Source organism: Solirhodobacter sp. (assembly GCF_964715405.1).
On sequence record NZ_CBAICG010000004.1, the window covers coordinates 31,993 to 58,408 of the forward strand.

The window sequence follows — 26,416 nt, forward strand, 5'->3', positions numbered from 1 at the left end:
GCGGCAGAATGTTCAGAACGTTCGCGGCATCCGCAGCGGGCGATTGACCGACAGCCAGGCGGGCCAGCCCCAGAGATGCTCGATCCCGGCCAGCACGAGGCAAACCGCGACAACGCCCAGAACCAGCGCCACGCGCCCGGCCGAGGGTGGATGGCGCGCCCAGCGGGACATCCGCAGGAACCAGATCATCGGATTCATTGCGGCCTCAGGTAAAGCGCACCTTGCCGATATAGGGCAGGTTGCGGTTGCGCTGCGCATAGTCGATGCCGTAGCCCACCACGAATTCGTCGGGAATCTCGAAGCCGGTCCAGGTCGCCTTGATCGGCACCTCGCGGCGCGACGGCTTGTCGAGCAGCACGCAGGCCTCCATCCGGGCGGGTTCGCGGGTCTGCAACAGCTTGAGCACATGGGTCAGGGTGAAGCCGGTATCGACGATATCCTCGACCACCAGCACGTCGCGGCCACCGATCTCGCCGCGCAGGTCTTTCAGGATCCGCACCTCGCGCGAGCTTTCGGTGGAATTGCCGTAGCTGGAAACCTCCAGGAAATCGACCTCGATCGGCAGGTCGATCTCGCGCACCAGATCGGCGATGAAGATGAACGAGCCGCGCAGCAGGCCGACCACCACCAGCTTGTCGGTGCCCGCGAAATGCGCGCTGATCTCGCGCGCCAGCGCCTCGACCCGGGCGGCGATCGCCTTGGCCGAGATCATCCGATCTATGACATAAGGTCTCTGCACCATGCCTGCCCCTTGATTTCGGCGGGAAAACTATCGAAGTCTGCCGCCCGAGTCATCAAACTTTCATGGCCCTATGCCAAAGCACCACGAAACCCGCCCGCTGCCCTACACGGCGCAGGAAATGTACGATCTGGTGGCCGATGTGGCCGCCTACCCGCAGTTCCTGCCCTGGACCTCGGCGGCGCGCATCCGCTCGCGCATGCCGATCGCGGATGGCGGCGAGGTGATGGAGGCCGACCTCGTGATCTCGTTCAAGGTCTTTCGCGAACGCTTCGGCAGCCGGGTGACGCTCTGGCCCGCGCAGATGAAGATCGACACCGAGTATCTGGACGGCCCGTTCAAGCACATGCGGTCCAACTGGATGTTCCGCGACCGGCCGCAGGGCGGCTGCGAGATCGAGTTCTTCGTTGATTTCGAGTTCCGCAACGCGATCCTGCAAGGCATCATCGGCGTCGTTTTCAACGAGGCGATGCAGCGCGTGGTGAAGGCGTTCGAGCGGCGCGCGGTCGATCTTTACGGTGCGCGCAGGCTTCAGCCCTGAGGCGGCAGCGCGGCCAGCAGCATCCGCAGCGCATGGGCAACACTGAGCGCCCGCACCGTGCCACGCCCCAGCGGGCCGAGGTTGATGGTTTCGGTATGCGTGGGTTGCCCCTTGCGCGCCAGTCCGAAGCAGACCCGCCCCTCGGGCTTGAACTCCGACCCGCCGGGGCCCGCGATGCCGGTGACCGACACCGCCAGCGTCGCCTCGGACCGGTGCAGCGCGCCCTCGGCCATCTCGCGCGCGACCGGTTCGGACACCGCGCCGTGGGCCAGCAGCGTTTCGGCCCGCACCCCCAGCATCGCGCGTTTGGCGGCGTTCGAATAGGTGACGAAGCCGCGGTCGAAGATGTCGGATGATCCCGACACCTCGGTGATGGCGGCCGAGACGAGGCCGCCGGTGCAGCTTTCGGCGGTGGCGATCTTCGCCCCGGCGGCACGCGCGGCGGCCAGCAGTGTCTCGGCCTGGGTCATCGCGCCAGCACCCCGTGATAAAAGCCGGCCGCGACCACCACGACCACCCCCGCCATCGCGCCGGCGTAGAGGTCATCGAGCATCACCCCGGCCGCATCGTGGCGCCGGTCGGCGCGCCCGACGATCCAGGGTTTCCAGATGTCGAACAGCCGGAAGAAGAGGAAGGCGCTCACGTAGCCGGGCCAGGGAAAGTCCCAATTGTCGAGCCCGGCGAACCAGAACCCGGCCGAGGGCGCGCACATCGCGAGCCATTGGCCCGCGACCTCGTCGATGACGATCTCGGACGGATCGGTATCGCCCGGCGCCCGGCTGGCCAGATCGGCCCGCACGACGAAGAAGCCCAGCACGCTGACCAGGATCGTGCAGATCAGCAACAAGGGGAACCCGCCCGCGCCGTGCAGGAAGATGGCGAAGACCACGGCCAGCGCCGAGGCCCAGGTGCCGCTGCCGGGCTGCACGTTGCCGACGCCGAACAGGGTGGCAATCATCCGGTTGATCTGGTTCATGCCGTCACCAGCGTCGCGGTGGCCAGCGCCGCGATCCCTTCCTCGCGCCCGGTGAACCCGAGCCGTTCGGTTGTCGTTGCCTTCACGCTCACGCGGTCCTCCTCGACGCCCATGATGCGGGCGAGTTGCCGTTGCATTTCCACCGCATGTGGCCCGATCTTCGGGCGCTCGCAGATCAGCGTCACGTCGCAGTTCGCCAGCCGGAAGCCGCGCGCCCGCATCAGGTCGGCGGCGTGGGTCAGGAAGATCGCCGAGGCGGCGCCCTTCCACTGCGGATCGCTGGGCGGAAAATGGCGCCCGATATCGCCCGCCGCCAACGCGCCATAGATCGCGTCGGTCAGCGCGTGCATCCCCACGTCGGCGTCGGAATGGCCGATCAGTCCGCGCGGATGAGCGACCTTGACGCCGCAGAGCCAGACGTGATCGCCCGGCCCGAAGGCGTGCACGTCAAACCCATTGCCGGTGCGGATGTCCATGCGGCCCCTCAGAATGTGCTCGGCCCTGACGAAATCGCCGGGGAAGGTGAGCTTCAGGTTCTCGTCATCACCCTCGACGATCGTCACGTCAAGACCGGCGGCGCGGGCAACCTCGACATCGTCGGCGGCACCGCCCGGATGGGCGCGGTGGGCGGCGAGGATCGCCTCAAAGGCGAAGGCTTGCGGCGTCTGCGCGCGGAAAAGGCCGTCGCGCGGCACGGTGCCGCTGACGCGACCGTCTACGCCGCGCCAGAGCGCATCGGTGACCGGCAGCGCGGGTGCCGCCGCATCGGCGGTGTCGAGCGCGGCGAGCAGGCGGTGGATCAGCGCAGGCCCGACCAGCGGACGGGCGCCGTCGTGGATCAGCACGCGGGTGACGCCATGACCAGCCAGCGACTCGAGCGCCGCCTTCACCGAGGCGTCGCGGGTGGCGCCACCCGGCACGGCGGTGATTCGCGCGGTCAGGAGTGGCGCGGCACGGGCCATATCCTCGGGGTGCAGCGCCAGCACGATACGCTCGATACCCGCCACCGCCGCGAAGGCTGCGACCGCATGGGCCAGCACCGGACGGCCCGCCAGCCTCTGCCACTGCTTGGGTTCGGCGCCGCCCGCGCGGGTGCCGCGCCCGGCTGCGACAAGGATCGCGGCGGTTGTCATCTTGCCTCCATCATGCGACGGCATCTGTGTAGGCGATGCCGGAGACGGTGACAACGTGCGGGCGGATCGGGCATTGGCGCCTAAAAATTGGGCAAAGCGTGTTTTCTGATCAGATGGTTCAGGCCGTTCGATTGCCAAAATTGTGATCAACCGCTAGCTGCGAAGACAAGCGTAAGGATTGGGCAGTTGTCGATTAGACTTGCAGGTGAAGCGATCGACCCTCCGGTGCTGCTGGCGCCGATGGCGGGGATCACCGATCTGCCGTTCCGCCGCATCGTTGCGGGCTTCGGCGCCGGGCTGGTGGTCAGCGAGATGGTCGCCAGCCGCGAGGTGGTGGCGGCGCAGCCCGAGGCGCGGGCGCGGGCCGAACTGGGCTTCGGCGAGGCCGCGACCTCGGTGCAACTGGCCGGGCACGAGGCGCACTGGATGGCCGAGGCCGCGCGGCTGGTCGAGGCGCAGGGCGCGCGGGTGATCGACATCAACATGGGCTGCCCGGCGCGGCGGGTGACGACGGGCTATTCCGGCTCGGCGCTGATGCGCGATCTGGACCATGCGCTGACACTGATCGAGGCGGTGGTGGGGGCGGTCACGGTGCCGGTGACGCTGAAGACCCGGCTGGGCTGGGACAGCGACGCGCTGAACGCGGCGGAACTGGCGCGGCGGGCGGAAGCTGCGGGCATCGCGATGATCACCATCCACGGCCGCACGCGCTGCCAGTTCTACACCGGCCGGGCCGACTGGGCCGCGATCCGCCGGGTGAAAGAGGCGGTGACGATCCCGGTCATTGCCAACGGCGACATCACCGATGCGGCCAGCGCGCGCGAGGCGCTGCGGCTGTCGGGCGCCGATGGCGTGATGGTCGGGCGCGGCATTCAGGGGCGGCCCTGGGCGCTGGCCGGGATCGCCGCCGCACTATACGGGCGCCCGGCGCCGCTGGTGCCGGTGGGCGCCGCGCTGGCCGATCTGGTCGAGGATCATCACGGCGCGGTGCTGTCGTTCTACGGTGCCGACCTCGGGCTGAAGGTCGCGCGCAAGCATCTGGGCTGGTATTGCGAGGCGGCGGGGGTGGCGCCGGGCCTGCGCCACGCGCTGGTGACCGCCGCCACAGCGCAGGCGGCGCGGACGCTGATCCGCACCGCTTTCGGCGAAACCGAACAGGTGGCGGCATGAAGTCCGACATCCCGGCCCCCGGCATCGTCTGGGCCGCGCTGCCCATTCCGGCCTTGCTAATCGGTGCCGACAACCGCATCAGCCATGCCAACCCGGCCGCCGAAACCTTCCTGAACGTCTCGGCCAAGGCGCTGCGCGGCACTTCGGCCTGCGATCGTCTGGCGATCGACGCGCCGCTGGAGGAAGCCTTCGGCCGGGTGCGGGCGAACCAGTCGGCGCTGTTCGTCAACGATGTGGATGTCGGCGCGGGCGAGCGTCAGTCGGTGCAATGCACGATCCAGATCGCGCCGCTGAACGACATTCCCGATGTGCTCTTGCTGCTGATCTCGCCGCGCGACATCGCCGACCGGCTGGGCCGGACCAAGACGATGCAATCGGCGGCGAAATCGGCGATCGGCATGGCCGAGATGCTGGCGCACGAGATCAAGAACCCGCTGGCGGGCATTTCCGGGGCGGCGCAGCTCTTGTCGATGGGGCTGAGCGCGGAAGACCGCGAGCTGACCGACCTGATCGTCGAGGAAACCCGGCGGATCGTGAAACTGCTGGAGCAGGTGGAGCAGTTCGGCAACCTGCGGCCGCCGGAACGGCGCGCGGTGAACATCCACGACGTGCTCGACCGCTCGCGCAAGTCGGCGCTGGTGGGATTTGCCGCGCGGATGCAGATCATCGAGGATTACGACCCCTCGCTGCCGCCCGCCTGGGCTGATAGCGACATGCTGTTGCAGGTGTTCCTCAACCTCTTGAAGAACGCGGCCGAGGCGGCGGGGCCGAAGGGTGGCACGATCCGGCTGCACACCTTCTATGACCAGTCGCTGCGCCTGCGGCGCAAGGATGGCGCGCGCGCGCCGCTGCCGTTGCAGATCGAGGTCATCGACGACGGTCCCGGCCTGCCACCGGCGATCGCCGCCGACATCTTCGAGCCCTTCGTGTCGGGGCGCGAGAACGGCACCGGCCTCGGCCTTGCGCTGGTGTCGAAGATCATCACCGACCATGACGGCTGGATCGCCGTCGATTCGGTGCCCGGGCGAACCGTGTTCCGCGTGTCGCTGCCGGTGGTTCCCAAGAACATGGAGAGCGAGTGATGGACGGAACGGTTCTGGTGGCGGATGACGACCGGACGATCCGCACGGTCCTGACGCAGGCCCTGACGCGGGCGGGCTGCAAGGTTCATGCGACGTCGAGCCTGATGACGCTGATGCGCTGGATCGAAGAGGGCAAGGGCGACCTTGTGATCTCGGACGTGATCATGCCCGACGGCAACGGGCTGGAGGCGCTGCCGCGAATCGCCAAGGAACGGCCCGGCCTGCCGGTGATCGTGATCTCGGCGCAGAACACCATCATGACGGCGATCCAGGCCGCCGAGGCCGAGGCCTATGACTATCTGCCCAAGCCCTTCGATCTGCCCGACCTGATGAAACGCGCCGCCCGCGCGCTGGAAACCAAGCGCCGCGTCGTGCCGCGCAAGCCCGAGACCCGGGCCGAGGGCGATGACCTGCCGCTGGTCGGGCGCACCGCGCAGATGCAGGCGCTGTACCGCCTTGTCGCGCGGGTGATGAACACCGACCTGCCGGTGCTGATCACCGGCGAATCGGGCACCGGAAAATCGCTGATCGCGCGGGCGATCCACGACTTTTCCGACCGCCGCAACCAGCCCTTCGTGGTGGTTTCGGGGGCCGACCTGGTGGGGAGCGACGGGCCTTCATCATTGCTGGCGCGCGCACGCTCGGGGTCATTGGTGTTCGACGAGGTGTCGGACTACGACGACGAACAGCAGGCCCGCGTGGTGCGGATGCTGGATGCGCTGGGTGAGATGGCACCGCGGGTGATGGCGACCAGCCAGGCCGACCTGGCGGGCCAGATCGAGGCGGGCAAGTTCCGCCGCGACCTCTTTTACCGGCTGGGCGGGGTGACCATCGCGGTGCCCAGCTTGCGCGAACGGGTGGACGACATTCCGCTGCTGGCCGAGCATTTCCTGACCCGGGGCGACCGCGAAGTGGGCACCCGGCGGCGGTTCGCGCCCGATGCGCTGGACCTGGTGCGGGCCTATAGCTGGCCCGGCAACGTGCGGCAGTTGGAAAACACCGTGCGGCGGCTGTTGGTGACCTCGTCCGAGGAAGAGATCACCCGGACTGAGGTGGAGGCCGTGCTCGGCAGCCAGCCCGCGATGGAACCGCTGCGCGGCGGCGGCGAGGGGGAAAAGCTGTCGGCCTCGGTCGCGCGCCACCTGAAGCGGTATTTCGACCTGCATGGCGGTGCCCTGCCGCCGCCCGGCGTCTATCAGCGCATCCTGCGCGAGGTCGAAACGCCGCTGATCGAGATCGCGCTGGATGCCACGGCGGGCAATCAGGCGAAGTGTGCCGACCTGCTGGGAATCAACCGCAATACGTTGCGCAAGAAGATTACTGATCTGGATATTCGCGTGACACGGCGACGGAAATTGATGTAAAAGCGCAACAGAGGCGTGGCCGATCGGCGCCAGTCGATGCAGCGCACCCGGTTTGAGGCGGTGGGGGGAAGAGCCCCGAAGGTCAAGGAATCTCGCGTGCAGCGGGCGGCGCGCAATCTGACGCTTCGGCGGCTCAACTGGCTGCGCAAGCAGCGCCGTGTGCAAACGGCGGCAACTCTTGCGCTGGTGACGCTGGGCCCGGCGCTGACGCTGGCGACCTATCTGGTCTTCGGCCCGTTCAATCAGGGCGCCTCGTCGCCGATGCTGCGCGTCGTGCTGCTGGCCGACCTGGTCTACATCCTGGCGGTTGCGGCGCTGGTGCTGATCCGGATCGCGCGCATGATCTCGGAACGGCGGTCACAATCGGCGGGCTCGCGGCTGCACATGCGGCTGACCGGCGTCTTTGTCCTGATCGCGCTGATTCCGACCATTCTTGTTGCCACCTTCGCGGTGCTGACGGTCAACGTCGGGCTGGAGGGGTGGTTTTCCAATCGGGTGCAGCAGGTGGTGGCGAGTTCGCTGGCCGCCGCGCAGGCTTACGAGGGCGAACACCGTCATGACCTGACGGTGGATTCCGATGCGCTGGCAAAGTTCCTCGACGACGCGCGAGTCATCAATTTCTACGTCGACGACGGCGACCTGCGCCAACTGCTGACCGAGGGGCAGGCCAAGATTCAGCGCGGTCTGCGTGGCGCCTATATCATCGACGGTGCCGGCCAGATCCGGGCGCGGGGCGAGCGATCGTATCTGTTCAACTACGATGCCCCCTCGGCGCAGAACCTCGCCGACGCGGCGGCCGGCAAGACGGTGCTGATCGACGACTGGAACAACAACGAACTGCGCGCCCTGACCGTGCTGCCGGCCTATGCCGACCGCTACCTATATGTCAGCCGCGTCGTTGACGGCAACATCCTGAAACTGCTCGATGAAACCCAACAGACCGTGCACCTTTACCAGCAGCTTGAAACCAACCGCGGGTCGCTGCTGTTCGAGTTCGGGCTGTTGTACCTTGGCTTTGCGCTGATCCTGATCCTGGCGGCGATCTGGCTGGGCCTGTGGTTCGCCGAGCGGCTGGCGCGCCCGGTCGGGCGTCTGGCCGGGGCGGCGCAGCGCGTCGGCGCGGGGGATCTGGACGTGCAGGTGATCGAGGAGGAGGGCGACGACGAGATCGCCATGCTGGGGCGCATCTTCAACCAGATGACGCGGCAGTTAAAAGGTCAGCGCGAGGCGTTGATGGAAAGCCACGGCCAGACCGAGTTGCAGCGGCGGCAGTTCGACTCGGTGCTGTCCTCGGTGACGGCCGGGGTGATGGGGCTGGACGCGGAAGGCCGGATCGACTTCATCAACCGCGCGGCGCAGCGCCTGCTGGGGCTGGCGGAGGGGCGCGCCAACGGCCGCGACCTGGCGCGGGCGGCGCCCGAATTGCAGCACCTGTTCGAGCGGTTGCGCGATGGCACCGGCGGCGTGGTGCAGGAGGAAATCAAGATCAGCCGCAAGGGGCGGCTGGAAAGCCTGCTGGTGCGGATGGCGATCCGACGCAGCGAATCGGGCAGCCTCGAAGGCTATGTGGTGGCCTTCGACGACGTGACCGAACTGGTCAGCGCGCAGCGCATGGCGGCCTGGGGCGACGTCGCCCGCCGCATCGCGCACGAGATCAAGAACCCGCTGACGCCGATTCAGCTTTCGGCCGAGCGCATCAAGCGCAAGTTCCGCCCGCTGGTCGGCGATCAGGTCGAGGCGTTGGACCAATACACCGACGTGATCGTGCGCCAGACCAACGACCTGCGCCGGATCGTCGACGAGTTCTCGAAATTCGCCCGGATGCCGGAACCCGAGCGCGCCGAGCACGACCTGACCCGCCTGGTGCGCGATGCGGTCGTGTTGCAGGAAAGCGCGCTGCATGGCGCGCGTCTGGTGGCCGACCTGCCGGACCTGCCGATGATGATGGACATCGATGCCACGCTGTTGTCGCAGGCGCTTACGAACCTCATCAAGAACGCCGGTGAAGCGATTGAAAGCCTTGTTGAAAAAGGCGCCCCCGCGGACTACGCCCCAGAGGTGCGGGTGAGCCTGGGGACAGACGAGTCGGCGGTGGTGATCCGGATCGCGGACAATGGCATCGGCCTGCCGGAAGACCGGGCCCGGCTCTTTGAGCCCTATGTGACGACGCGGGCCAAGGGCACCGGGCTGGGCCTGCCGATCGTCAAGAAGATCGTCGAGGATCAGGGCGGCACGCTCGCCCTGCTCGACGCGCCGCCGTTTGGCGCGGACGGGCGGGTGGGTGCGATGGCCGAGATCAGGTTGCCCCTGCCTGCGCGACAGACGCGGGGCGCACGCGAACGCAACAAGACCCCGGCGCCAGGGGACACGGAACCGGCGACGACGGAACAAGAGGGACGGTAGCATGGGCGGCATTCTCATTGTCGACGACGAACGCGATATCCGCGAACTGATCTCGGACATCCTGCGCGACGAGGGCTACGCAACGCGGCTCGCCGGCAACTCGGACGAGTGCATGGCGGCGATCAATGCCGATGCCCCGGCCCTGATGATCCTCGACATCTGGCTCAAGGACAGCCGGATGGACGGCATCGACATCCTCAAGGCGGTGAAGCGCGACAACCCCGACGTGCCGGTGGTGATCATCTCGGGGCATGGCAACATCGAGATCGCCGTCGCCGCGATCAAGCAGGGGGCCTATGACTTCATCGAGAAACCCTTCAACATCGACCAGTTGATGGTGGTGGTCAGCCGCGCGATGGAAACCTCGCGGCTGCGGCGCGAGAACGCCGACCTGCGCCGCCGCGACGTGACGACGGCCGAGTTGATCGGCTCGGGGTCGGCCTTCAAGGTTCTGAAATCACAGATGGAAAAGGTCACGAAGTCGAACGGGCGGGTGATGCTCTGGGGGCCGTCCGGGTCGGGCAAGGAGGTCGCCGCCCGCTTCATCCATGCGCAGTCGACGCGCGCGGCGGGGCCCTTTGTCACCGTCACCTCGGCCTCGATCCGTCCCGACCGGATGGAAGAGGTGCTCTTTGGCCGCGAAACGCCCGAGCGCGGGATCGAACCGGGGCTGCTGGAACAGGCGCATGGCGGGGTGATCTACTTCGACGAGGTGGCCGACATGCCGCTGGGCACGCAGTCAAAGATCCTGCGCGTGCTGGTGGAACAGCAGTTCACCCGCGTCGGCGGCACCGACAAGGTGCGGGTCGACATCCGCGTGATCTCCTCCACCACCCACGATCTGAAGGCCGAGATTGCGGCGGGGCGGTTCCGCCAGGAACTGTTCGACCGCCTCAACGTGGTGCCGATCGCCGTGCCCGCGCTCGACGAGCGGCGCGAGGATATTCCCGAACTCGCCCGCCACTTCATCGAGACATTCAACCGCACGCAGGGGTTGCCGCTGCGCGCGCTCAGCGAAGAGGCCACCGCGCTGTTGCAGACGATGCCCTGGCCCGGCAACGTGCGCCAATTGCGCAACGTGGTGGAACGGGTGCTGATCCTGGGCGAGGGGACCGGCCCGATCGAGGCGCGCGAACTGCCGGGCCGCGAGGGTGGTGGCGCCGACAGCGACGGCCGGATCGTGCTGTCGGGCGGGCTGGCCACGCTGCCGCTGCGCGAGGCGCGCGAGTTGTTCGAGCGCGAATACCTGCTGACCCAGATCAACCGCTTCGGCGGCAACATCAGCCGCACGGCCAGTTTCGTCGGCATGGAACGCTCGGCGCTGCACCGCAAGCTGAAGTCGCTGGGCGTGGTGACGACGGCGAAGGCGGGCAACCGGGTCGCGCATCTCGACGAGGACGAGGAAGACGCGGAGTGACCCTTGGGCAATAGGTCCGTAACGGACTGATTTTGGGGCTGGAATCTCGTGAACTCCCGCATCATACTGTCGCAGGGGAGGCTTGGAGCCTTCGCATCAGGACGTGCCGTGCAAGGCACGCGACAAGAAAAAAGGCAAAAAAGACCATGGCCGCCGACAAACAGAATTTGCAGGACGCTTTTCTCAACCACGTTCGCAAGACCAAGATTCCGGTCACCATCTTCCTGATCAACGGGGTGAAGCTGCAGGGCGTCATCACCTGGTTCGACAATTTCTGCGTCCTGCTGCGCCGCGACGGGCAATCGCAACTGGTCTACAAGCACGCGATCTCGACCATCATGCCGGGCCAGCCGATCAGTCTTTATGACGGCGAGGACTGATCCCCGTCATGGCTGAGGGCGACGTCCTGCGCGCCTATGTCCTGCATCCGGACCTGAAGTCCGACCGCAGTCGCCGCACCCCCGAACACGGCCTGGCCGAGGCGGTGGCGCTGGCCCATGCGATGCCCGATCTCGATATCGCCGGGGCCGAGGTGGTGCGCGTGTCCCGCATTTCACCCGCAACGCTGTTCGGCTCGGGCAAGGTCGCCGAGCTGAAAGAACGGTTCGCGGCGCTGGAGGTCGGTCTGGTGCTGGTCGATGGCCCGGTCAGCCCGGTGCAGCAGCGCAATCTGGAAAAGCAGTGGGGGCTGAAGCTGCTCGACCGGACCGGGCTGATCCTCGAGATCTTCGCCGACCGCGCCCGCACCCGCGAGGGCGTGATGCAGGTGGACCTTGCCGCGCTATCCTACCAGCGCACCCGGCTGGTGCGGGCCTGGACCCACCTCGAACGCCAGCGCGGCGGCTTCGGCTTTGTCGGCGGCCCCGGCGAGACGCAGATCGAGGCCGACCGCCGTGCCATCGACGAGCAGGTGCTCAAGCTCAAGCGCCAGCTCGACCGCGTGGTGACGACGCGAGAGCTGCACCGCGCAGCGCGGCGCAAGGTGCCGTTCCCGGTGGTCGCGCTGGTCGGCTACACCAACGCCGGGAAATCGACGCTGTTCAACCGCATGACCGGCGCCGACGTGCTGGCGAAAGACATGCTCTTTGCCACCCTTGATCCCACGATGCGCGGGGTCGTGCTGCCCTCGGGGCGCAAGGTGATCCTGTCGGATACCGTGGGCTTCATCTCGGACCTGCCGCCACAACTGGTCGCCGCCTTCCGCGCCACGCTGGAAGAGGTGCTGGAGGCCGACCTGATCCTGCACATCCGCGACATCTCGCACCCCGAGACGGCGGAACAGGCGGCGGATGTGGCGGGCATCCTGACCAGCCTCGGCGTACGCCGCGAGGTGCCGCAACTGGAGGTCTGGAACAAGATCGACCTGACCTTCGGCGAGGCGCGCGAGGCGCTGGAAACCCAGGCCCTGCGCAGCGAGACGGTCTTTGCCGCCTCGGCGCTGACTGGCGAGGGGCTACCACGGCTGCTGGATGCCATCTCGGCCCAGTTGGACGAGGAAAAGACCGAACGAACGTTCAATTTACCCTTTTCCGCGGGCCGCCACCGCGCCTGGCTGCACGAGCAGGGGGTGGTGCAGTCCGAAACGCAAGGCGAGGACGGCTACTCCGTCACCGTCCGCTGGACCGCGCGGCAGGAAAAGCGCTACCGCGAGCTCTGAACGCCGCGCGCCCCATTCTTCTTGGCGGAAATACTCTCGGGGGGTGCGGGGGGCAGACAGCCCCCCGGTGCCCGACTCAGCCGCCCGGCGCTGGCGTCAGTTCGGTGATCCCGACCGCCCCAGCCCGCGCCAGCCCCGGATCGAGCGACATCGGGATGTATTCGCCGCGCCGCCACAACTCGCCCAGATCATCGTAGAACCGGCTGAGCGGATGGCCCGACTGGCCGGTGGTGGTGATGAACACCGAACTGTCGGGGTCGGCGAAGTCGTAGACGCCGCGGTAGCCCGCGCCGTGCACGTCAAGATAGGGGTTCGGCCCGCTGCCCTTGGTCTGGCCGCGGTTCAGCGTGTCGTCGCCACCGCTGACCGACTGTCGGATGTTGACGAAATAGCGCAGCAGCGGCGTGTTTCCCAGCACCGGATGATCATGCGTCGCCTCGTGCGCGTCGCCCCAGCGCCAGCTTTCGACGTTCTTGCCATAACGTTGCGACAGCCACAGCAGGGCGTCATCCAGCGCCACCCTGGCCATGTCGTCGCAGGTCTCGACCCGCGTCGATTGCACCACGTTGCACCAGACCCCGGCACCATCGGTATTCCTGAACACACGTTCAATGAACACCGGGTCGAGGTGGTCGAACTCGTCCGCCAGCGGCCCAAGTTCGTCGCGGATGATGCGGTCCTGCAGGAAATGCATCCAGGCGGCGTAGATCAGCGGCTCGGGCATGTGCTCGTTCATCTCGCCGTTCCAGTCGGCCAGCAGCTTGAGTGCCTTCTGCCGCATCGCGTCGGGCGTGCCATCGGGCGCGGCTTCGCCCGCGTACCACAGGTTCTTGGCGATCAGCGGCAACAGCCGCCGCGCGGTCGGGCTGACGGTGTCAAGCTGCGCCTCGGTAAAGCTTTCACGGGTATGCACCTCGCGCGTCTTCATCAGCGCCAGCCAGCGCTGGATGCGTTCGGTATCGCCCCATTCAAAGCTGAAGTTGTCGGGGTAGGGGCGGTCGACGATCTTGTTGTTGGTATTGCCCAGGATGCCGGTCGAGGGGTTCACCCAAGCCGGATTGTCGGCATAGGGCCGCAGCCCCAGCCAGCGGTTTTCCGGCAGCCAGCCCTGATTGGGCATCCGCCCTTGCGTGGTGTTGCGGGCGTCCCGCTTCGGCATCGCGCCGATCACCTGCAGGGCGATGCCCTGCTTGTCGGCCAGCATCAGGTTCTGCGACGGCGCGATGTATAGCTCGCCCGCCTTGATCGCCTCGGCCACCGATTGCGCGTGATCGAGCCGCAGCCCGGCCGTCATCGAGGTGTCGGCGTCGCTCAGCGCCGTCCAGCTTAGCGACATCACATGCCCGGGCGGCGTGATGGCGGCCAGGTTGTAGAGCGTGCCGGGCAGCACCGGGCCGTTGTCGGTCCAGTGCAGCGTCACCGTCACCGGCGCGGCGCCCTTCACGGTAATGATCGACTGCCGGGTGACGAAGGGTTTCCAGCCCGTCGGCGTCTGGTATTCGTTCGGGTTGTCGGGGTTCAGCTTCTCGATGTGCAGGTCCTGATCGTCGAGGTAGGACGTCGTCAGCCCCCAGCCCAGCTTGTCGCTGCGCCCGACCAGCACCAGCGGCATGCCCGGAATGGTGCCGCCGATGATGCCGCCCGATTGCAACTGAAGCCGCGCCAGATACCAGATCGTCGGCGCGGTGAAGCCAAGATGCGGGTCGTTCGCCAGCAAGGATCCGCCCGCCGCCGACCGCGACGGCGCCGCCGCCCAGGCGTTCGAGGCGCCGGCGAAGGCGATATCCTTGACCGGCGACAGCGGATCGGGATCGACATTCAGGCCCGCGTAACTGGGTTGCACAGTCGGAAACAGGCTCGAAAAGCTCGGCAGCGCCGCCACCGGGTCGTTCGGATCGTCGGGCAGGATGTCCGTCAGCCGGTCGGGCGCGACGATCAGCGAGGTCCGCGCCCTGAGCACCTCGGATTCGAGATGCGAGGACAGTTGCAGCGCCATCAACTTGAGAATGCCGATCGAGTCGGCGGGCGTCCAGACCGCAACCTTGGGCGAGAACAGGAAGAATTCGGGCGCGCCGCGACCAAGGGCGTCCTTGTTGACAATGTCGATCCAGGCGTTGACACCGCGCGAATAGGCCTCCAGCGCCGCTTTGGTGGGCGCGTCCTGCGCAACGACCGACTGGGTCGCCAGGCCGTAAAGGTCGAGCCGCCGCATCAACTCGTCGATCTTCTCGGTGCGGGCGCCGAACAGTTCCGACAGGCGTCCCTGCACGGTGCGGCGCATCATCGTCATCTGCCACAACCGGTCCTGCGCCTGCACGAAACCAAGGCCGAAATACACATCCTCATCCGTCTTGCCGAAGATATGCGGCACGTCGGCGTTGTTGCGCACGATCTCGACCGGGGCGGTGATCCCGGCAATCGTGTAGTGCGCGTTGTAGTCGGGCAGCGAGCGCGACAGGAAGTAATAGGCCAGCACCGCCGTCAGCGCCGCCAGAACCAGAAGCCCGGTGAAGAGGCGCAAAAGCCAGCGGAACAGGGTGACCATCGGGGCGCCTCGGCTTGACGGTTTCGGGGAAGCGGTTAGGTAGGGTCGAGCTTTAGTCGAAACCGGTCGAGGGGGGAAGTGATGGCAAAGGTTGCGTTTCTGGGACTCGGGGTGATGGGCTTCCCGATGGCGGGGCATCTGGTGAAGGCCGGGCATCAGGTCACGGTCTGCAACCGCACGGCGGCGAAGGCCGCGGCCTGGGTCGCCCGGTATGGCGGTCAGGCGGCGGAGACCCCGGCCAAAGCCGCGACGGGTGCCGACTTCGTGCTGGCCTGTGTCGGCAACGATGACGACCTGCGGGCGGTCTGCCTGGGCGCGGAGGGTGCTTTCGCCGGAATGGCGGCGGGCGCCGTCTTTGCCGATCACACCACGGTTTCCGCCAAGGTCACGCGCGAGCTTGCGGCGGCGGCGGCGGCGCTGGGGATCGGCTTTGTCGATGCGCCGGTCTCGGGCGGGCAGGCGGGCGCCGAAAATGGCGCGCTGTCGGTGATGTGCGGCGGCACGCAGGCGGAGTATGACCGCGCCGAGCCGGTGATCGCCGCCTACGCCCGCATCTGCCGCCGCATCGGTGACTGCGGCGCCGGGCAGATCGCAAAGATGATGAACCAGATCTGCATCGCGGGCACCGTGCAGGGCCTCGCCGAGGCGCTGCGCTTTGGCGAAAAGGCCGGGCTGGACGGCGAGGCGGTGGTCGAGGTCATCAGCCAGGGCGCCGCCGGATCCTGGCAGATGGCGAACCGCCACAAGACCATGCTGGCGGGCAAGTTCGACTATGGCTTCGCGGTGGACTGGATGCGCAAGGATCTGGGCATCTGCCTTGATACCGCCGACGAGATCGGCGCACCGCTGCCGCTGACGGCGCTGGTCGATCAGTTCTACAAGGACGTGCAGGCGATCGGCGGCGCGCGCTGGGACACCTCGTCACTGATCGAGCGGCTGCGGCGGCTGAGCTGAGCCAGCAAGGCGCGCGGCGGAACCCGCGCGCCACATCGCGCGATCAGGGCAGGATGCGCGTGTATTTGGTGCCGCCAAGCGTCGCCCCGGCGATCAGGCCCGCCTGACCGAAGACGATCGCCACCACCGGCGCCATCTCGGTCGTGGTGTCGATGCCCATGCTGCCGCCCTTGTTCGACAGCGCATAGCGCATGTCGGCGCCGGCGGTCCAACCGTCGGAGCGGCGGAAATCCTCCAGCGCGGGCTGGGTCATGAAGTAGAGCACATGGGCATACTGCTGTGCCCCGATCTGAAAGCCGAAAGTCGCCTTGGCGGCCGAGTAGTAATCGACCGTCACGTCGTTGATGCGCAGCGCGCCGCGCCCGTAGGCGCCGCCGATGCCAAAGCCTGCCTCGGTGATCAGCGGCATGTAGAGGATACCGACCGACTTGCGCTTCAACTCGTCGGTGCCGGGGAAGCTGTGTTGCAGATACTGGATCGTTGCATCCACGCGGGCGTCGATCGTGGCACCGCCCCGGTTGCCGACTCCGTTGCCGCAGGCGGCAAGGGCCGCCGTGGAACCGATCCCGATCAGGACGCCGCGTCGGGTCACACCGTTCATGTTTGTCATCTGCTCCTGCCTGTCGTGTTGCGGGCCGCGCCCGATGTGGGGCCGTTTCCCGGCCGTTGCACCAAGGATAGTGGTTTTTCGGCACGCTGTCACGCCTTGCCCGTGACCTTCGGGCGGAGCCTTGCCGACGCTCAGAGCCCGGCGGCCAGCAGACGGGCGGCCTCGGGCGCGAAATAGGTCAGGATGCCGTCGCAGCCCGCGCGCTTGAAGGCCAGCAGGCTTTCCATCATCGCCTTCTCGCCGTCGATCCAGCCATTCAGCGCGGCGCCCCGGATCATCGCATACTCGCCCGAGACCTGATAGGCATAGGTCGGCACCCCGAACGTGTCCTTTACCCGCCGACAGATGTCGAGGTAGGGCATTCCCGGCTTCACCATCACCATGTCGGCGCCCTCGCGCAGATCGCGCTCGATCAGCCGCAGCGCCTCGTCGGAATTGCCGGGATTCATCTGGTAGGTCTTCTTGTCGCCCTTCAGCGCGCCACTGGCCCCGACCGCATCGCGGAACGGCCCGTAGAAGGCGCTGGCGTATTTCGCGGCGTAGGAGAGGATCGTCACATTCGTGTGACCTGCCGCCTCCAGCGCCGCCCGGATCGCCCCGATGCGGCCATCCATCATGTCCGACGGGCCAAGAATGTCGGCGCCCGACTCGGCCTGGGCCAGCGCCATCTTCACCAGCGCCGCGACCGACTCGTCGTTCAGGATCACGCCGTCGCGCACCAGCCCGTCATGCCCGTCGGCGTTGTAGGGGTCGAGTGCCACATCGGTCATCACGGCGATCTCGGGCACCGCCTGCTTGATAGCGCGAATCGCGCGGTTGGCGAGATTGGCGGGGTTCCAGGCTTCCTCGCAGGTCTCGGTCTTCAGGGCCGGATCGGTGTAGGGAAACAGGCAGATCGCCGGAATGCCAAGCCCCGCCGCCCGTTCCGCCGCCGCCACGACCCGGTCGATCGACAGCCGCGAGACGCCGGGCATCGAGCCGATCGGCTCTTCGACATTCACGCCATCGCGGATGAACACCGGCCAGATCAGGTCTTTCACCGACAGCCGGTTTTCCTGCGTCAGATCGCGCAGCGCGGCGCTGGCGCGGGTGCGCCGGAACCGTGTGGTGGGAAAGGCGGCTTGCGTGGGGCGCATCGGCGGCTTCCGTGCTGGAACATCTCGTCTTGCGTGGCACGGATTTCGGCGTATCTCAAGGCTAGGATTCAGGTCCGGGCGCCGCTAGGGTTGCCAAAAACCAAGGCGGAAGGCTGGGGCAGGTGCATTTCTACAATACGGTGCTTGAACTCATCGACCTCAGGTCGTTTTCCAATCTCTGGTTCTGGATCGCGCTGGCGGTCGTGTGGTCCTCGACCAGCCATTGGGTTCTCGGCGTCCCCTATGACATGCTGCTGCGGGCCCGGCGCCACGGCGGGCAGGCGATGACCGACCTGGAGGATATCGCCCGCATCAACGCCGCCCGGATGCTGTTCATCGCGCGCACCTCGGGGCTCTGGCTGCTGGGGTTCCTGTTCTTCCTGCTGACCGTCCTCGCGGTGATGGGGTTCTTTTACAAGATCGAGTTCGCGCAGGCGGTGTTTCTGCTGGCGATGCCGCTCAGCCTCGTCGGGGTGCAGAGCATCCTGACCGCCCGCCGGATCGAAAACGGCGAGGGCAAGGGCGAGGCGCTGGAGCGGCGGCTGCACCGCCATCGGCTGATCACTCAACTGATCGGCATGGTCGCGATCTTCGTGACCGCGATGTGGGGCATGTATCAGAACATCGCGCTCAGCCTGCTCGGCCATTGACATCGCGGCCGGTGCGGATAGGTCAGCGCGATGACGAACGGCACCCGGATCGTGATGGGCGGCGCGCCCGAGGGCTTTGATGCCCGCCTGCTGGCCCGCGAGATGGAGCGGACCGGCCGCGCCGTCGTGCATGTCGCGCGCGACGACAAGCGGCTGGAGGCGATGCGCCAGGCGCTGGCCTTCTTCGCGCCGCAGGCCGTTGTGCTGACCCTGCCCGCCTGGGATTGCCTGCCCTACGACCGCGTTTCCCCCAACCCCGACGTGTCGGCGGCGCGGATGGCGACGCTGGCGGCGCTGGCGCAGGGCGTGGCCGGGCCCTTCATTCTGCTGACCACGCTGAACGGCGCGACCCAGCGGCTACCGGCGCAGGCGGTGCTGAAGGGGGCGGCGTTCACGGCGCGCGTCGGCGGACGGATCGACGAGCCCGCGTTGCGCGGGTTTCTGGTGCGGATGGGGTTTTCGCAGACCTCGACCGTGTCGGAACCGGGCGATTACGCGGTGCGCGGCGGCATCATCGACATCTATCCGCCGGGCGACCTTGGCCCGGTGCGGCTTGACCTCTTTGGTGACGTGCTGGATGGCGCGCGGCGGTTCGACCCGGTCAGCCAGCGCACCACCGAAAAGCTGACCACTGTCGAGTTCGCGCCGGTGTCCGAGGTCATCCTCGACGAGGCGGCGATCACCCGGTTCCGGCAGAACTACCGCATCGAGTTCGGCACGGCGGGCACCGATGATCCGCTCTATGAAGCCGTCAGCGCCGGCCGCAAGCATCAGGGCATGGAGCATTGGCTGCCGTTCTTCCATGACCGGCTGGAAACCCTGTTCGACTACCTGCCCGATGCCTCGGTGATGCTGGACGATCAGGTCACGCCGCAGCGCCTGAGCCGCTGGGACGGCATCGCCGACCAGTATGAGGCGCGGCGCGAGGCGCTGACCGCCAAGGGGCGGATGGACACGGTCTACAAACCCTGCCCGCCGCACGCGCTGTATCTGGACGATGCGGGCTGGGAACAGGCGGTGGCGGGGCACCGCGTGGTGCAACTGAACCCGCTGCCGCAGTCGGTCGGCCTGAACGCGGTGGATGCGGGCGGTCGCATCGGGCGCAATTTCTCGCCCGAGCGTCAATTGGAAAACGTCAGCCTTTTCGGTGCCTTGTCGGACCATCTTCGGGCAAAGCGTCAAGACGGCCAAGTCGTCATTGCCAGCTATTCCGAAGGCGCGCGCGAGCGTCTGAAGGGGCTGATGGAGGATCAGGGCGTCAAGGGCGCCACCGAGATCCGCGACATCCGCGAGGTGCCGGCGGGCAAGGGCGGGCTGTTCCTGGCGATCTGGCCGCTGGATCACGGCTTCGAAGGCCCCGGCCTGACGGTGGTGTCGGAACAGGACGTGCTGGGTGACCGGCTTGTCCGCTCGACGAAAAAACGCCGGAAAGCCGAGAACTTCCTGACCGAGGCGCAATCGCTGTCACCGGGCGATCTGGTGGTGCACGTCGAGCACGGGGTGGGCCGCTACACCGGGCTGGAGACGATCACCGCGCTGGGGGCCCCGCACGAATGCATCGCGCTGGAATACGCCGAGGGCGCGCGGCTTTACCTGCCGGTCGAGAACATCGAACTGCTCAGCCGTTATGGCCACGAGGAGGGGCTGCTCGATCGCCTTGGCGGCGGCGCCTGGCAGGCCAAGAAGGCCAAGCTCAAGGACCGCATCCGCGAGATCGCTGACCGGTTGATCCGCATCGCCGCCGAACGCCAGTTGCGCCACGCCCCGATCCTGGAGGCGCCGCATTCGATCTGGGAAGCCTTCGCCGCACGCTTTCCCTATCAGGAGACCGACGACCAGCTTGCCGCCATCGAGGACGTGATCCGCGACCTGGAGGCGGGCATCCCGATGGACCGGCTGGTGGTCGGCGACGTCGGCTTCGGCAAGACCGAGGTCGCGATGCGCGCGGCCTTTGTCGCCGCCATGTCGGGCGTGCAGGTGGCGGTGATCGCGCCCACGACGCTGCTGGCCCGCCAGCACTACAAAAGCTTTGCCGAACGCTTTCGGGGCTTTCCGATCACGGTGCGGCCGCTGTCGCGCTTTGTCAGCGCCAGGGATGCCAACGCCACCCGGGCCGGGCTGACCGATGGCACGGTCGACATCTGCATCGGCACCCATGCCCTGCTGGCGAAATCGGTGAAGTTCAAGACCCTCGGGCTGATGGTGATCGACGAGGAACAGCACTTCGGCGTGACGCACAAGGAACGGCTGAAGGAAATGCGAACGGACGTTCACGTTCTGACGCTGACCGCGACGCCGATCCCGCGCACGCTGCAACTCAGCCTGACCGGGGTGCGCGATCTGTCGATCATCGCCACCCCGCCGGTGGACCGGCTGGCGATTCGCACCTATGTCAGCGAGTTCGACACCCTGACGCTGCGCGAGGCGCTGCTGCGCGAACACTATCGCGGCGGGCAGTCGTTCTTTGTGGTGCCCCGCATCGCCGACCTGCCCGAGATGCAGGCGTTCCTGGCCGACCACATCCCCGAGGTCAGCGTGGTGGTGGCGCATGGCCAGATGGCGGCGGGCGAGCTCGACGACCGCATGAACGCCTTCTACGACGGCAAGTATGACGTGCTGCTGGCCACCACGATCATCGAAAGCGGCCTCGACATCCCGACCGCCAACACCATGATCGTGCACCGCGCCGACATGTTCGGCCTGTCGCAGCTTTACCAGATTCGCGGCCGGGTCGGGCGATCCAAGACCCGCGCCTATTGCTACCTGACCACCAAGCCGCGCGCGCCGCTGACGCCGCAGGCGGTCAAACGGCTGCGCCTGCTGGGCAGCCTCGACAGCCTCGGCGCGGGCTTCTCGCTGGCGAGCCAGGATCTCGACCTGCGCGGCGCGGGCAACATCCTGGGCGAGGAACAGTCGGGCCACATCACCGAGGTGGGCTACGAACTTTACCAGTCGATGCTGGAAGAGACCATCGCGCGGATCAAGTCGGGCGAGTTGCAGGGGCTTTCCCCCGCCGACGACCAGTGGGCGCCGCAGATCAACCTGGGCGTGCCGGTGCTGATCCCGGAACCCTATGTGCCCGATCTCGACGTGCGCCTTGGCCTGTACCGCCGCCTGTCGCAACTGGCGACCAAGGTCGAGCTGGAGGGCTTCGCCGCCGAGATGATCGACCGCTTCGGGCCGCTGCCGAAAGAGGTCAACACGCTGATGCTGGTGATCCGCATCAAGGCGATGTGCAAACGGGCGGGCATCTCTCGGCTCGATTGCGGGCCGAAGGGCGCCACGGTGCAGTTTCACAACGACAAGTTCGCCAACCCGGCGGGGCTGGTCGAATATCTGCAGGCGCAGGGCGGCAGCGCGCGGATCAAGGACAACAAGATCGTGCTGGCGCAGGCCTTCACCACCGAGGCCGAGCGGATCAAGGGCGCCTTCGGCATCGCCCGCGATCTGGCCGAGAAGGTGGTCAATCCGGGCGCCCCGCCGAAGGCCGCGCCGAAACCCGTGCCGGCGCCACCCAAGTCGGCGCCGAAACCCGCGCCAAAAACCCCCGCCAAACCCTCGTGGGCGAAGTCGCGCCGTTAGGGATAGCGCGGGATCGTCTGCATCAGCCCCCAGCCCACCGCGCAGAGCGTGGCGACCGCGACCATCAGCGGCACCGGCGTGCCGTTGAACGCCAGCCCGATCGGCACCGCCAGCGCGACCGCCAGCACCGTCGCGATGAAGCCGTTGACCGAGGCCGCCATGCCCGCGATGTGGCCCAAGGGCTCCAGCGCCAGCGCGTTCAGGTTGCCCAGAGTCAGCCCGGTCATGAAGAAGACCGAGATCGTCCAGACCAGATAGGCGGGGAAATAGAGCCAGTCGGGCCAGACCCCGGCCGCGCACATTGCCGCCATGACGACCGACAGGACGACCTGCGCGCCCAGCGTGACGGTGATCAGTAGCCGCATCCCCAGCCGCACCACCAGCGTCGCGTTCAGGAAACTGGCGCCCCCCGCCATCAGCGCGATCACCGCGAACCACACCGGAAAGCTTGTCGCGCGGCCAAAGCTGATGTCGAAAATCTGCTGGGTCGAGGACAGCGTGCCGAACAGCGCGCCATAGACCAGCGTCTGCACGGCGATCGAGGTGACCACGACGCGGTGCGACATCACCTCGCGGGCCGCGCGCACGAGGGGCGACAGCCGCAGCGGGCGGCGGCGCGCCTTCGGCAGCGTCTCGGGCTGGCGCAGCACCATCCAGAGCGAGCCGATCAGCGAAAACCCGATCACCGCGCCGAAGATGCCGCGCCAGCCGAAACCCGCGATGATCACCGCGCCGACCGAGGGCGCGACGGCGGGCACCAGCGTGAAGATCATCATCGCGAAGGATACGATGCGCGCCATCTGCCGCCCGGAATGCAGATCGCGCACCATCGCCAGCGTCACGATGCGCGGGCCCGCGGCGCCCAACCCCTGCAGCACGCGGGCGGCCAGCAGAAGCTCCAGCGATTGCGCCATCGAGGCCAGCGCGGCGCCCAGGATGTAGATCGCGACCCCGCCGACGATCGTCGGCTTGCGTCCGAAGGTATCGGAAATCGGCCCCACAAACAGCGTGCCGACCCCCATGCCCAGCACGAAGGAGGTCACGATCAGCTGCGCCGCGTTCACGTCGTCGGGTGTCAGCTCACGCGCGATGCGGGGCAGGGCGGGCAGCATCCCGTCGATGGAAAACGCGACAATGGCGAACAGCGTCGCCATCATCGCGATGAATTCGGTCCGGGGCATCGGTTTCGTCGGCATCGTGCATGTCCGAGATGGGATCACGCAGGCCGATCAGGCGAACTGCCGTGTCACTGGTCTTCGTTGGATTGGCGCGACACATAGAGGCCGATCTGCTGCACGGCCAGAGCGAAAACACCAAGGCCGACAAAGATCAGGATGGTGGCGCCGATCTTGCCAAGGTCGGTCCGCGGCGTCAGATCGCCGTAGCCCACGGTGGAAAGCGTCACCACGGTAAAGTAGTAGGCGTCGATCCAGGCCCAGCCCTCGACGTAGTGGAAGAAGGTCGTCGCGACTGTCACCACGGTGAACACGAGCCCGACGACGGTGCTGATGATGAACCGCATCGCCGCCTATCCCGGCTGGTCCGCGCCGTATCGCGGCGATCCGACGGGTCTGCGGGCGAACCGGCGCGGCGGCACCATCGTCACAGCCCGCGCAGGATCAGGGCGGCGACCGTAAAGGCGATGCCGGTCGACAGAAGCTCCACCCCCAGCAGCAGCCCGAGGATCGAGGTCGCGGCGGCGGGAAAGTTCGCCAGGATCATCGCGCCCAGCAGAACCGACACCAGCCCCGAGACCATCACCCAGCCCCCGCCCCTCAGCGGGCGCAGGCGGAGCGCGAAAACGATCTTGAAGGCCCCGATCAGGATGAACAACACCGCCACCATCACCGTCAGCGACACCAGACCCGCCAGCGGATTGGCCCAGAGCCCGAAGCCGAGAAAGATGAACAGCGCCGCGATCAGCAGCGAGAAGATGAAGGCGCCGGTATCGCGGATGCGGGCGGCGTAAACCGCCTTCATTATGCCCGCCATGATGAAGCAGAGCGCGGCGAGGGAAACGACGGTCAGGCTGGCCGCGAAGGGATGCACGAAGGCGAGCACACCGCCGACAAAGCACAAGAGCCCGAACCCGAGCAGCCAACCCCACCCGTCGGCGAGTGGGGAACGTGAAGAGGCAAAGGGCATGGCGGCGATCCCTCCTGACAACCGAAAGAAGTTAACAGGCGCAAAGGTATATACGGCCCCCTGGTGAAGGATGCCAAGCCAATTGAGTCGTCCAGGATGAAAAACGCGAGCCGTTCACGGCGGCGCGAGCGCGCGTGTCAGCCGCGTGAAGTGTCAGCCGCGTGAAGCCGCGATCTCGGCGATCACCTCGGCCCAGAGCGCGGCCGGTTGCGCGCCGGACAGGGCGTATTGATTGCCGACGATGAAGGTCGGCACCGCGGTCACACCGCGTTCGCGGGCATGGGCGTCGCGGGCGGCGATCGCGTCGCGGTCGGCGTCGCTGGCCAGCAGGCGCGCGATCATTGCCCGGTCCAGCCCCAGTGCCCCGGCGATGTCGGCCAGCACGGTGGGGTCGCCGATGTCGCGCCCCTCGCGCCAGTAGGCGCGAAACAGCGCCGCCACGGCAGGCGTCTGCCGCCCCTCCAGCCCGGCCCAATGGATCAGGCGATGCGCGTCGAGCGTGTTGGGAATGCGGGGAATGCGGTTGAAGTCGATCTCGATCCCGGCGTCGCGCGCCGCCTGCTCGACGCGGTCATGGATCTGCGCCACGCGCTCGCGCCCGCCGAACCTGGCGGCGAGGTAGTCGGCGCGGTCCACGCCGCCCGCGGGCATGTCGGGGTTCAACTGGAACGGGTGCCATTCGATCGCGAAGGGATGATCAGGTGCGGCTTCCAGTGCGCGGTCGAGGTAGGTCTTGCCGATGTAGCACCAAGGGCAGACCGGGTCGGAGAAGATATCAAGCTGGGTCAAGCGTCGCCTCCAAGTCGCGCCGCAGCACGGGGCGCAGCAGTTTTCCATTCGCCCCGCGCGGCAGCGCCGCCACCTGCCGCCAGAGCCTTGGCTGCTTGTAGCGCGCAAGGCGGCCGGCCGCAAATGCCTGCAACTCCGCCTCGGGCACCGGGTCGCCGGTATAGGCCAGCGCGATCACCGTCACCTCGGCCTTCAGGCGCACCTCGACCGCCGCGCAGTCGCGGATCGCCGGGAGGGTCGCCATCGCCGCCTCGACCTCCAGCGGCGAGACGCGGTAGCCGCCCGCGTTCATCATGTCGTCGTCGCGGCCCAGATAGGTGATCGCCCCCCGTGCATCCATCACCACAGTGTCGCCGGTCAGGAACCATTCGCCGCGAAAGCGCGACAGTGTTTCCGCCTCGGCCTCAAGGTAGCCGAGGAACAGGCCGGGATCGCGCGACGACACCGCCAGCGTGCCCGGCGTGCCGCGCGGCACCGGCGTGCCATCGGGGCCCAGCACGGCCAGCCGTCGGCCCGGTTGCGGATAGCCCGTCGCGCCGGGCGGCGCGGGCCGGTCGGGCGACCCCGAGACGAAGGTGGAGCATTCCGACATCCCCAACGCCTCGTGGACCCGCGTTCCCGTCGCGGCCGTCCAGGCCGCCGTGGTGGCATCGGGCAGCCGTTCCCCGGCCGAAAGCCCGTGCCGCAACCGGGGCAGGTCAAGCTTCGCGTGATCTCTCAACATCTGCCGGTAAATGCCGGGTGCAGCGGCGAAAAGCGTGGCATCATAGCGGCGCAGCAACAGCGGCAGGTGGGCCGGATCGACGCCCGCGCCGGGGATCAGTGCGGTCGCGCCACTGGCCCAGGGGTCCAGCAACCCGGTGCCGAGGGTGTAGGTCCAGTTGAACGCCCCCGCGTGCAGGATGCGGTCGGTCGCCGTCAGCCCATACCATCCCGCCCACATCATCCGCCGCGCCCGGATCGCGCGATGGGCATGCAGCACGGCACGCGGGCGGCCGGAACTGCCCGAGGTGAACACGATGTAGGCCGCCCGATCGGGGTCGCTCCGGTCCCAGTCGCAGGGCGCGCGATCCTGCAAGGCCACCAGCGCGGGCAGGGAAAGCACCGGGCAGCCGGGGGCTTCGGGCAGCGCGATGCCGTCGCCCGCTGCGATCAGCGCGGGGCGGATCACCTGCGTGATCGCCTCGACCTCGGGCCGCGTCAGTTGCGCCGAGGTCGGCACCGGCACCAGCCCGGCCGCGATGGCGCCCAGGAACAGCACCGGGAATTCCACCGTGTTACCCAGCCGCATCAGTACGCGGTCGCCCGGCCGCAGCCCCAGCGCCAGCAGGCCCGCGCCGGTGCCGCGCACCGCCGCCGTCAGCCGCGCATGGCTCCAGCTCTCGGCGCCGGTCGGGCGCACCAGAAGCAACGCGGGCCTGTCGGGCGTGGCGGCGCCAGCGGCCAGCACGTCCTCGGCCAGGTTGAACGGCGTGGGGCAGGGCGGCGGCGGCCCGTGGTCAAAGATCGACAGCATGTGCCTT

24 protein-coding genes are annotated in these 26,416 nt (G+C 67.6%); 11 read left to right on the top strand and 13 right to left on the bottom strand.

The genetic code is table 11. The annotated features are described in order from the left end of the window. Positions 1-12: 12 nt before the first annotated feature. Together AC11WY_RS02495 and hpt are read right to left on the bottom strand one after the other, a co-directional pair. Positions 13-198 (bottom strand): hypothetical protein, encoded by a 186-nt coding sequence (locus tag AC11WY_RS02495; protein WP_482922199.1) that lies wholly within the window; start codon positions 196-198, stop codon positions 13-15. A gap of 7 nt (positions 199-205) precedes the next feature. Beyond that, positions 206-742 (bottom strand): hypoxanthine phosphoribosyltransferase, encoded by a 537-nt coding sequence (gene hpt, locus AC11WY_RS02500; protein ID WP_482922201.1) that lies wholly within the window; start codon positions 740-742, stop codon positions 206-208. A 70-nt stretch (positions 743-812) separates the two neighbouring features. Between hpt and AC11WY_RS02505 the strand changes: the two genes are divergently transcribed. Then, positions 813-1,280, top strand: coding sequence for a type II toxin-antitoxin system RatA family toxin (locus AC11WY_RS02505; RefSeq protein ID WP_482922203.1), 468 nt, complete (start codon positions 813-815; stop codon positions 1,278-1,280). Here AC11WY_RS02505 and AC11WY_RS02510 read toward each other — a convergent pair. Genes AC11WY_RS02510 through AC11WY_RS02520 form a run of 3 tightly spaced genes read right to left on the bottom strand, consistent with a single transcriptional unit; the run spans position 1,271 to position 3,389 of the window. Next, complete coding sequence (locus AC11WY_RS02510; RefSeq protein ID WP_482922205.1) at positions 1,271-1,750, bottom strand: CinA family protein; 480 nt, start codon at positions 1,748-1,750, stop codon at positions 1,271-1,273. The two genes, AC11WY_RS02505 and AC11WY_RS02510, sit on opposite strands and share 10 nt — an antisense overlap. After that, positions 1,747-2,256: a phosphatidylglycerophosphatase A family protein gene (locus tag AC11WY_RS02515; protein ID WP_482922207.1), complete on the bottom strand. Its 510-nt coding sequence runs from the start codon at positions 2,254-2,256 to the stop codon at positions 1,747-1,749. Before AC11WY_RS02515 ends, AC11WY_RS02510 begins: the two co-directional genes overlap by 4 nt. Further along, positions 2,253-3,389 (bottom strand): bifunctional 2-C-methyl-D-erythritol 4-phosphate cytidylyltransferase/2-C-methyl-D-erythritol 2,4-cyclodiphosphate synthase, encoded by a 1,137-nt coding sequence (locus AC11WY_RS02520; protein ID WP_482922208.1) that lies wholly within the window; start codon positions 3,387-3,389, stop codon positions 2,253-2,255. The genes AC11WY_RS02515 and AC11WY_RS02520 overlap by 4 nt, the downstream gene beginning before the upstream one ends. 186 nt (positions 3,390-3,575) lie before the next feature. On the opposite strand from AC11WY_RS02520, the gene dusB reads away from it, so the two are divergent. The 7 genes from dusB to hflX all read left to right on the top strand — a co-directional run bounded on the left by dusB (position 3,576) and on the right by hflX (position 12,482). Beyond that, entirely contained in the window at positions 3,576-4,559 is a 984-nt protein-coding gene (dusB, locus tag AC11WY_RS02525) for a tRNA dihydrouridine synthase DusB (protein WP_482922210.1), read from the top strand. Further along, positions 4,556-5,641 carry a two-component system sensor histidine kinase NtrB gene (locus AC11WY_RS02530; protein ID WP_482922212.1) on the top strand — a complete coding sequence of 362 codons (1,086 nt, stop codon included), beginning with the start codon at positions 4,556-4,558 and terminating at the stop codon, positions 5,639-5,641. The genes dusB and AC11WY_RS02530 overlap by 4 nt, the downstream gene beginning before the upstream one ends. Further along, a complete protein-coding gene (locus AC11WY_RS02535; protein WP_482922214.1) occupies positions 5,641-7,005 on the top strand; it encodes a response regulator in 1,365 nt (454 codons plus the stop codon). The genes AC11WY_RS02530 and AC11WY_RS02535 overlap by 1 nt, the downstream gene beginning before the upstream one ends. Before the next feature lie 96 nt (positions 7,006-7,101). Then, complete coding sequence (locus tag AC11WY_RS02540) at positions 7,102-9,408, top strand: sensor histidine kinase NtrY-like (protein WP_482922216.1); 2,307 nt, start codon at positions 7,102-7,104, stop codon at positions 9,406-9,408. 1 nt (position 9,409) lies between these two features. Then, the gene (gene ntrX / locus AC11WY_RS02545; RefSeq protein WP_482922218.1) at positions 9,410-10,825 is read left to right on the top strand and encodes a nitrogen assimilation response regulator NtrX; all 1,416 of its coding nucleotides are present in this window, start codon (positions 9,410-9,412) and stop codon (positions 10,823-10,825) included. A gap of 146 nt (positions 10,826-10,971) precedes the next feature. Beyond that, positions 10,972-11,205, top strand: coding sequence for an RNA chaperone Hfq (gene hfq, locus AC11WY_RS02550; protein WP_127900169.1), 234 nt, complete (start codon positions 10,972-10,974; stop codon positions 11,203-11,205). Between the two features lie 8 nt (positions 11,206-11,213). Beyond that, positions 11,214-12,482 (top strand): GTPase HflX, encoded by a 1,269-nt coding sequence (hflX, locus tag AC11WY_RS02555; protein ID WP_482922220.1) that lies wholly within the window; start codon positions 11,214-11,216, stop codon positions 12,480-12,482. Positions 12,483-12,558: 76 nt separating this feature from the next. Here the strand turns inward: hflX and AC11WY_RS02560 are convergent, their stop codons facing one another. Continuing rightward, entirely contained in the window at positions 12,559-15,027 is a 2,469-nt protein-coding gene (locus AC11WY_RS02560; RefSeq protein WP_482922222.1) for a penicillin acylase family protein, read from the bottom strand. A gap of 81 nt (positions 15,028-15,108) precedes the next feature. On the opposite strand from AC11WY_RS02560, the gene AC11WY_RS02565 reads away from it, so the two are divergent. Further along, on the top strand, positions 15,109-15,981 hold the full coding sequence (locus AC11WY_RS02565; protein ID WP_482922224.1) for an NAD(P)-dependent oxidoreductase: 873 nt from the start codon (positions 15,109-15,111) through the stop codon (positions 15,979-15,981). A 43-nt stretch (positions 15,982-16,024) separates the two neighbouring features. Here the strand turns inward: AC11WY_RS02565 and AC11WY_RS02570 are convergent, their stop codons facing one another. Next, entirely contained in the window at positions 16,025-16,582 is a 558-nt protein-coding gene (locus AC11WY_RS02570; protein ID WP_482922226.1) for a lipid-binding SYLF domain-containing protein, read from the bottom strand. Positions 16,583-16,722: 140 nt separating this feature from the next. Further along, the gene (hemB, locus tag AC11WY_RS02575) at positions 16,723-17,727 is read right to left on the bottom strand and encodes a porphobilinogen synthase (RefSeq protein WP_482922228.1); all 1,005 of its coding nucleotides are present in this window, start codon (positions 17,725-17,727) and stop codon (positions 16,723-16,725) included. A gap of 122 nt (positions 17,728-17,849) precedes the next feature. Here hemB and AC11WY_RS02580 point away from each other — a divergent pair, with 122 nt between their 5' ends. Both AC11WY_RS02580 and mfd read left to right on the top strand, forming a co-directional pair. Then, a complete protein-coding gene (locus AC11WY_RS02580) occupies positions 17,850-18,377 on the top strand; it encodes a component of SufBCD complex (protein ID WP_482922230.1) in 528 nt (175 codons plus the stop codon). Between the two features lie 30 nt (positions 18,378-18,407). After that, complete coding sequence (gene mfd / locus AC11WY_RS02585; RefSeq protein WP_482922232.1) at positions 18,408-21,959, top strand: transcription-repair coupling factor; 3,552 nt, start codon at positions 18,408-18,410, stop codon at positions 21,957-21,959. On the opposite strand, the gene AC11WY_RS02590 is transcribed toward mfd, so the two are convergent. The 5 genes from AC11WY_RS02590 to AC11WY_RS02610 form a co-directional block, all read right to left on the bottom strand. After that, entirely contained in the window at positions 21,956-23,155 is a 1,200-nt protein-coding gene (locus AC11WY_RS02590) for a multidrug effflux MFS transporter (RefSeq protein ID WP_482922234.1), read from the bottom strand. The genes mfd and AC11WY_RS02590 overlap by 4 nt on opposite strands. Before the next feature lie 50 nt (positions 23,156-23,205). Further along, complete coding sequence (locus AC11WY_RS02595; RefSeq protein ID WP_482922236.1) at positions 23,206-23,481, bottom strand: potassium channel family protein; 276 nt, start codon at positions 23,479-23,481, stop codon at positions 23,206-23,208. 80 nt (positions 23,482-23,561) lie between these two features. Further along, entirely contained in the window at positions 23,562-24,104 is a 543-nt protein-coding gene (locus AC11WY_RS02600; RefSeq protein WP_482922238.1) for an HdeD family acid-resistance protein, read from the bottom strand. A gap of 153 nt (positions 24,105-24,257) precedes the next feature. Then, the gene (locus tag AC11WY_RS02605; protein ID WP_482922240.1) at positions 24,258-24,893 is read right to left on the bottom strand and encodes a DsbA family oxidoreductase; all 636 of its coding nucleotides are present in this window, start codon (positions 24,891-24,893) and stop codon (positions 24,258-24,260) included. Further along, positions 24,880-26,409: a class I adenylate-forming enzyme family protein gene (locus AC11WY_RS02610; protein ID WP_482922242.1), complete on the bottom strand. Its 1,530-nt coding sequence runs from the start codon at positions 26,407-26,409 to the stop codon at positions 24,880-24,882. Before AC11WY_RS02610 ends, AC11WY_RS02605 begins: the two co-directional genes overlap by 14 nt. Positions 26,410-26,416 lie beyond the last annotated feature (7 nt).

Bases quoted from the DNA above. Each gene is read 5' to 3' on its own strand.
- AC11WY_RS02495 (WP_482922199.1), bottom strand. From the start codon at position 198: ATGAATCCGATGATCTGGTTCCTGCGGATGTCCCGCTGGGCGCGCCAT.
- hpt (WP_482922201.1), bottom strand. From the start codon at position 742: ATGGTGCAGAGACCTTATGTCATAGATCGGATGATCTCGGCCAAGGCG.
- AC11WY_RS02610 (WP_482922242.1), bottom strand. From the start codon at position 26,409: ATGCTGTCGATCTTTGACCACGGGCCGCCGCCGCCCTGCCCCACGCCG.
- AC11WY_RS02505 (WP_482922203.1), top strand. From the start codon at position 813: ATGCCAAAGCACCACGAAACCCGCCCGCTGCCCTACACGGCGCAGGAA.
- AC11WY_RS02530 (WP_482922212.1), top strand. From the start codon at position 4,556: ATGAAGTCCGACATCCCGGCCCCCGGCATCGTCTGGGCCGCGCTGCCC.
- AC11WY_RS02600 (WP_482922238.1), bottom strand. From the start codon at position 24,104: ATGCCCTTTGCCTCTTCACGTTCCCCACTCGCCGACGGGTGGGGTTGG.
- AC11WY_RS02535 (WP_482922214.1), top strand. From the start codon at position 5,641: ATGGACGGAACGGTTCTGGTGGCGGATGACGACCGGACGATCCGCACG.
- mfd (WP_482922232.1), top strand. From the start codon at position 18,408: ATGACGAACGGCACCCGGATCGTGATGGGCGGCGCGCCCGAGGGCTTT.
- hfq (WP_127900169.1), top strand. From the start codon at position 10,972: ATGGCCGCCGACAAACAGAATTTGCAGGACGCTTTTCTCAACCACGTT.
- AC11WY_RS02560 (WP_482922222.1), bottom strand. From the start codon at position 15,027: ATGGTCACCCTGTTCCGCTGGCTTTTGCGCCTCTTCACCGGGCTTCTG.
- ntrX (WP_482922218.1), top strand. From the start codon at position 9,410: ATGGGCGGCATTCTCATTGTCGACGACGAACGCGATATCCGCGAACTG.
- AC11WY_RS02515 (WP_482922207.1), bottom strand. From the start codon at position 2,256: ATGAACCAGATCAACCGGATGATTGCCACCCTGTTCGGCGTCGGCAAC.
- AC11WY_RS02510 (WP_482922205.1), bottom strand. From the start codon at position 1,750: ATGACCCAGGCCGAGACACTGCTGGCCGCCGCGCGTGCCGCCGGGGCG.
- AC11WY_RS02520 (WP_482922208.1), bottom strand. From the start codon at position 3,389: ATGACAACCGCCGCGATCCTTGTCGCAGCCGGGCGCGGCACCCGCGCG.
- AC11WY_RS02565 (WP_482922224.1), top strand. From the start codon at position 15,109: ATGGCAAAGGTTGCGTTTCTGGGACTCGGGGTGATGGGCTTCCCGATG.
- AC11WY_RS02570 (WP_482922226.1), bottom strand. From the start codon at position 16,582: ATGAACGGTGTGACCCGACGCGGCGTCCTGATCGGGATCGGTTCCACG.
- hemB (WP_482922228.1), bottom strand. From the start codon at position 17,727: ATGCGCCCCACGCAAGCCGCCTTTCCCACCACACGGTTCCGGCGCACC.
- hflX (WP_482922220.1), top strand. From the start codon at position 11,214: ATGGCTGAGGGCGACGTCCTGCGCGCCTATGTCCTGCATCCGGACCTG.
- AC11WY_RS02590 (WP_482922234.1), bottom strand. From the start codon at position 23,155: ATGCCGACGAAACCGATGCCCCGGACCGAATTCATCGCGATGATGGCG.
- AC11WY_RS02595 (WP_482922236.1), bottom strand. From the start codon at position 23,481: ATGCGGTTCATCATCAGCACCGTCGTCGGGCTCGTGTTCACCGTGGTG.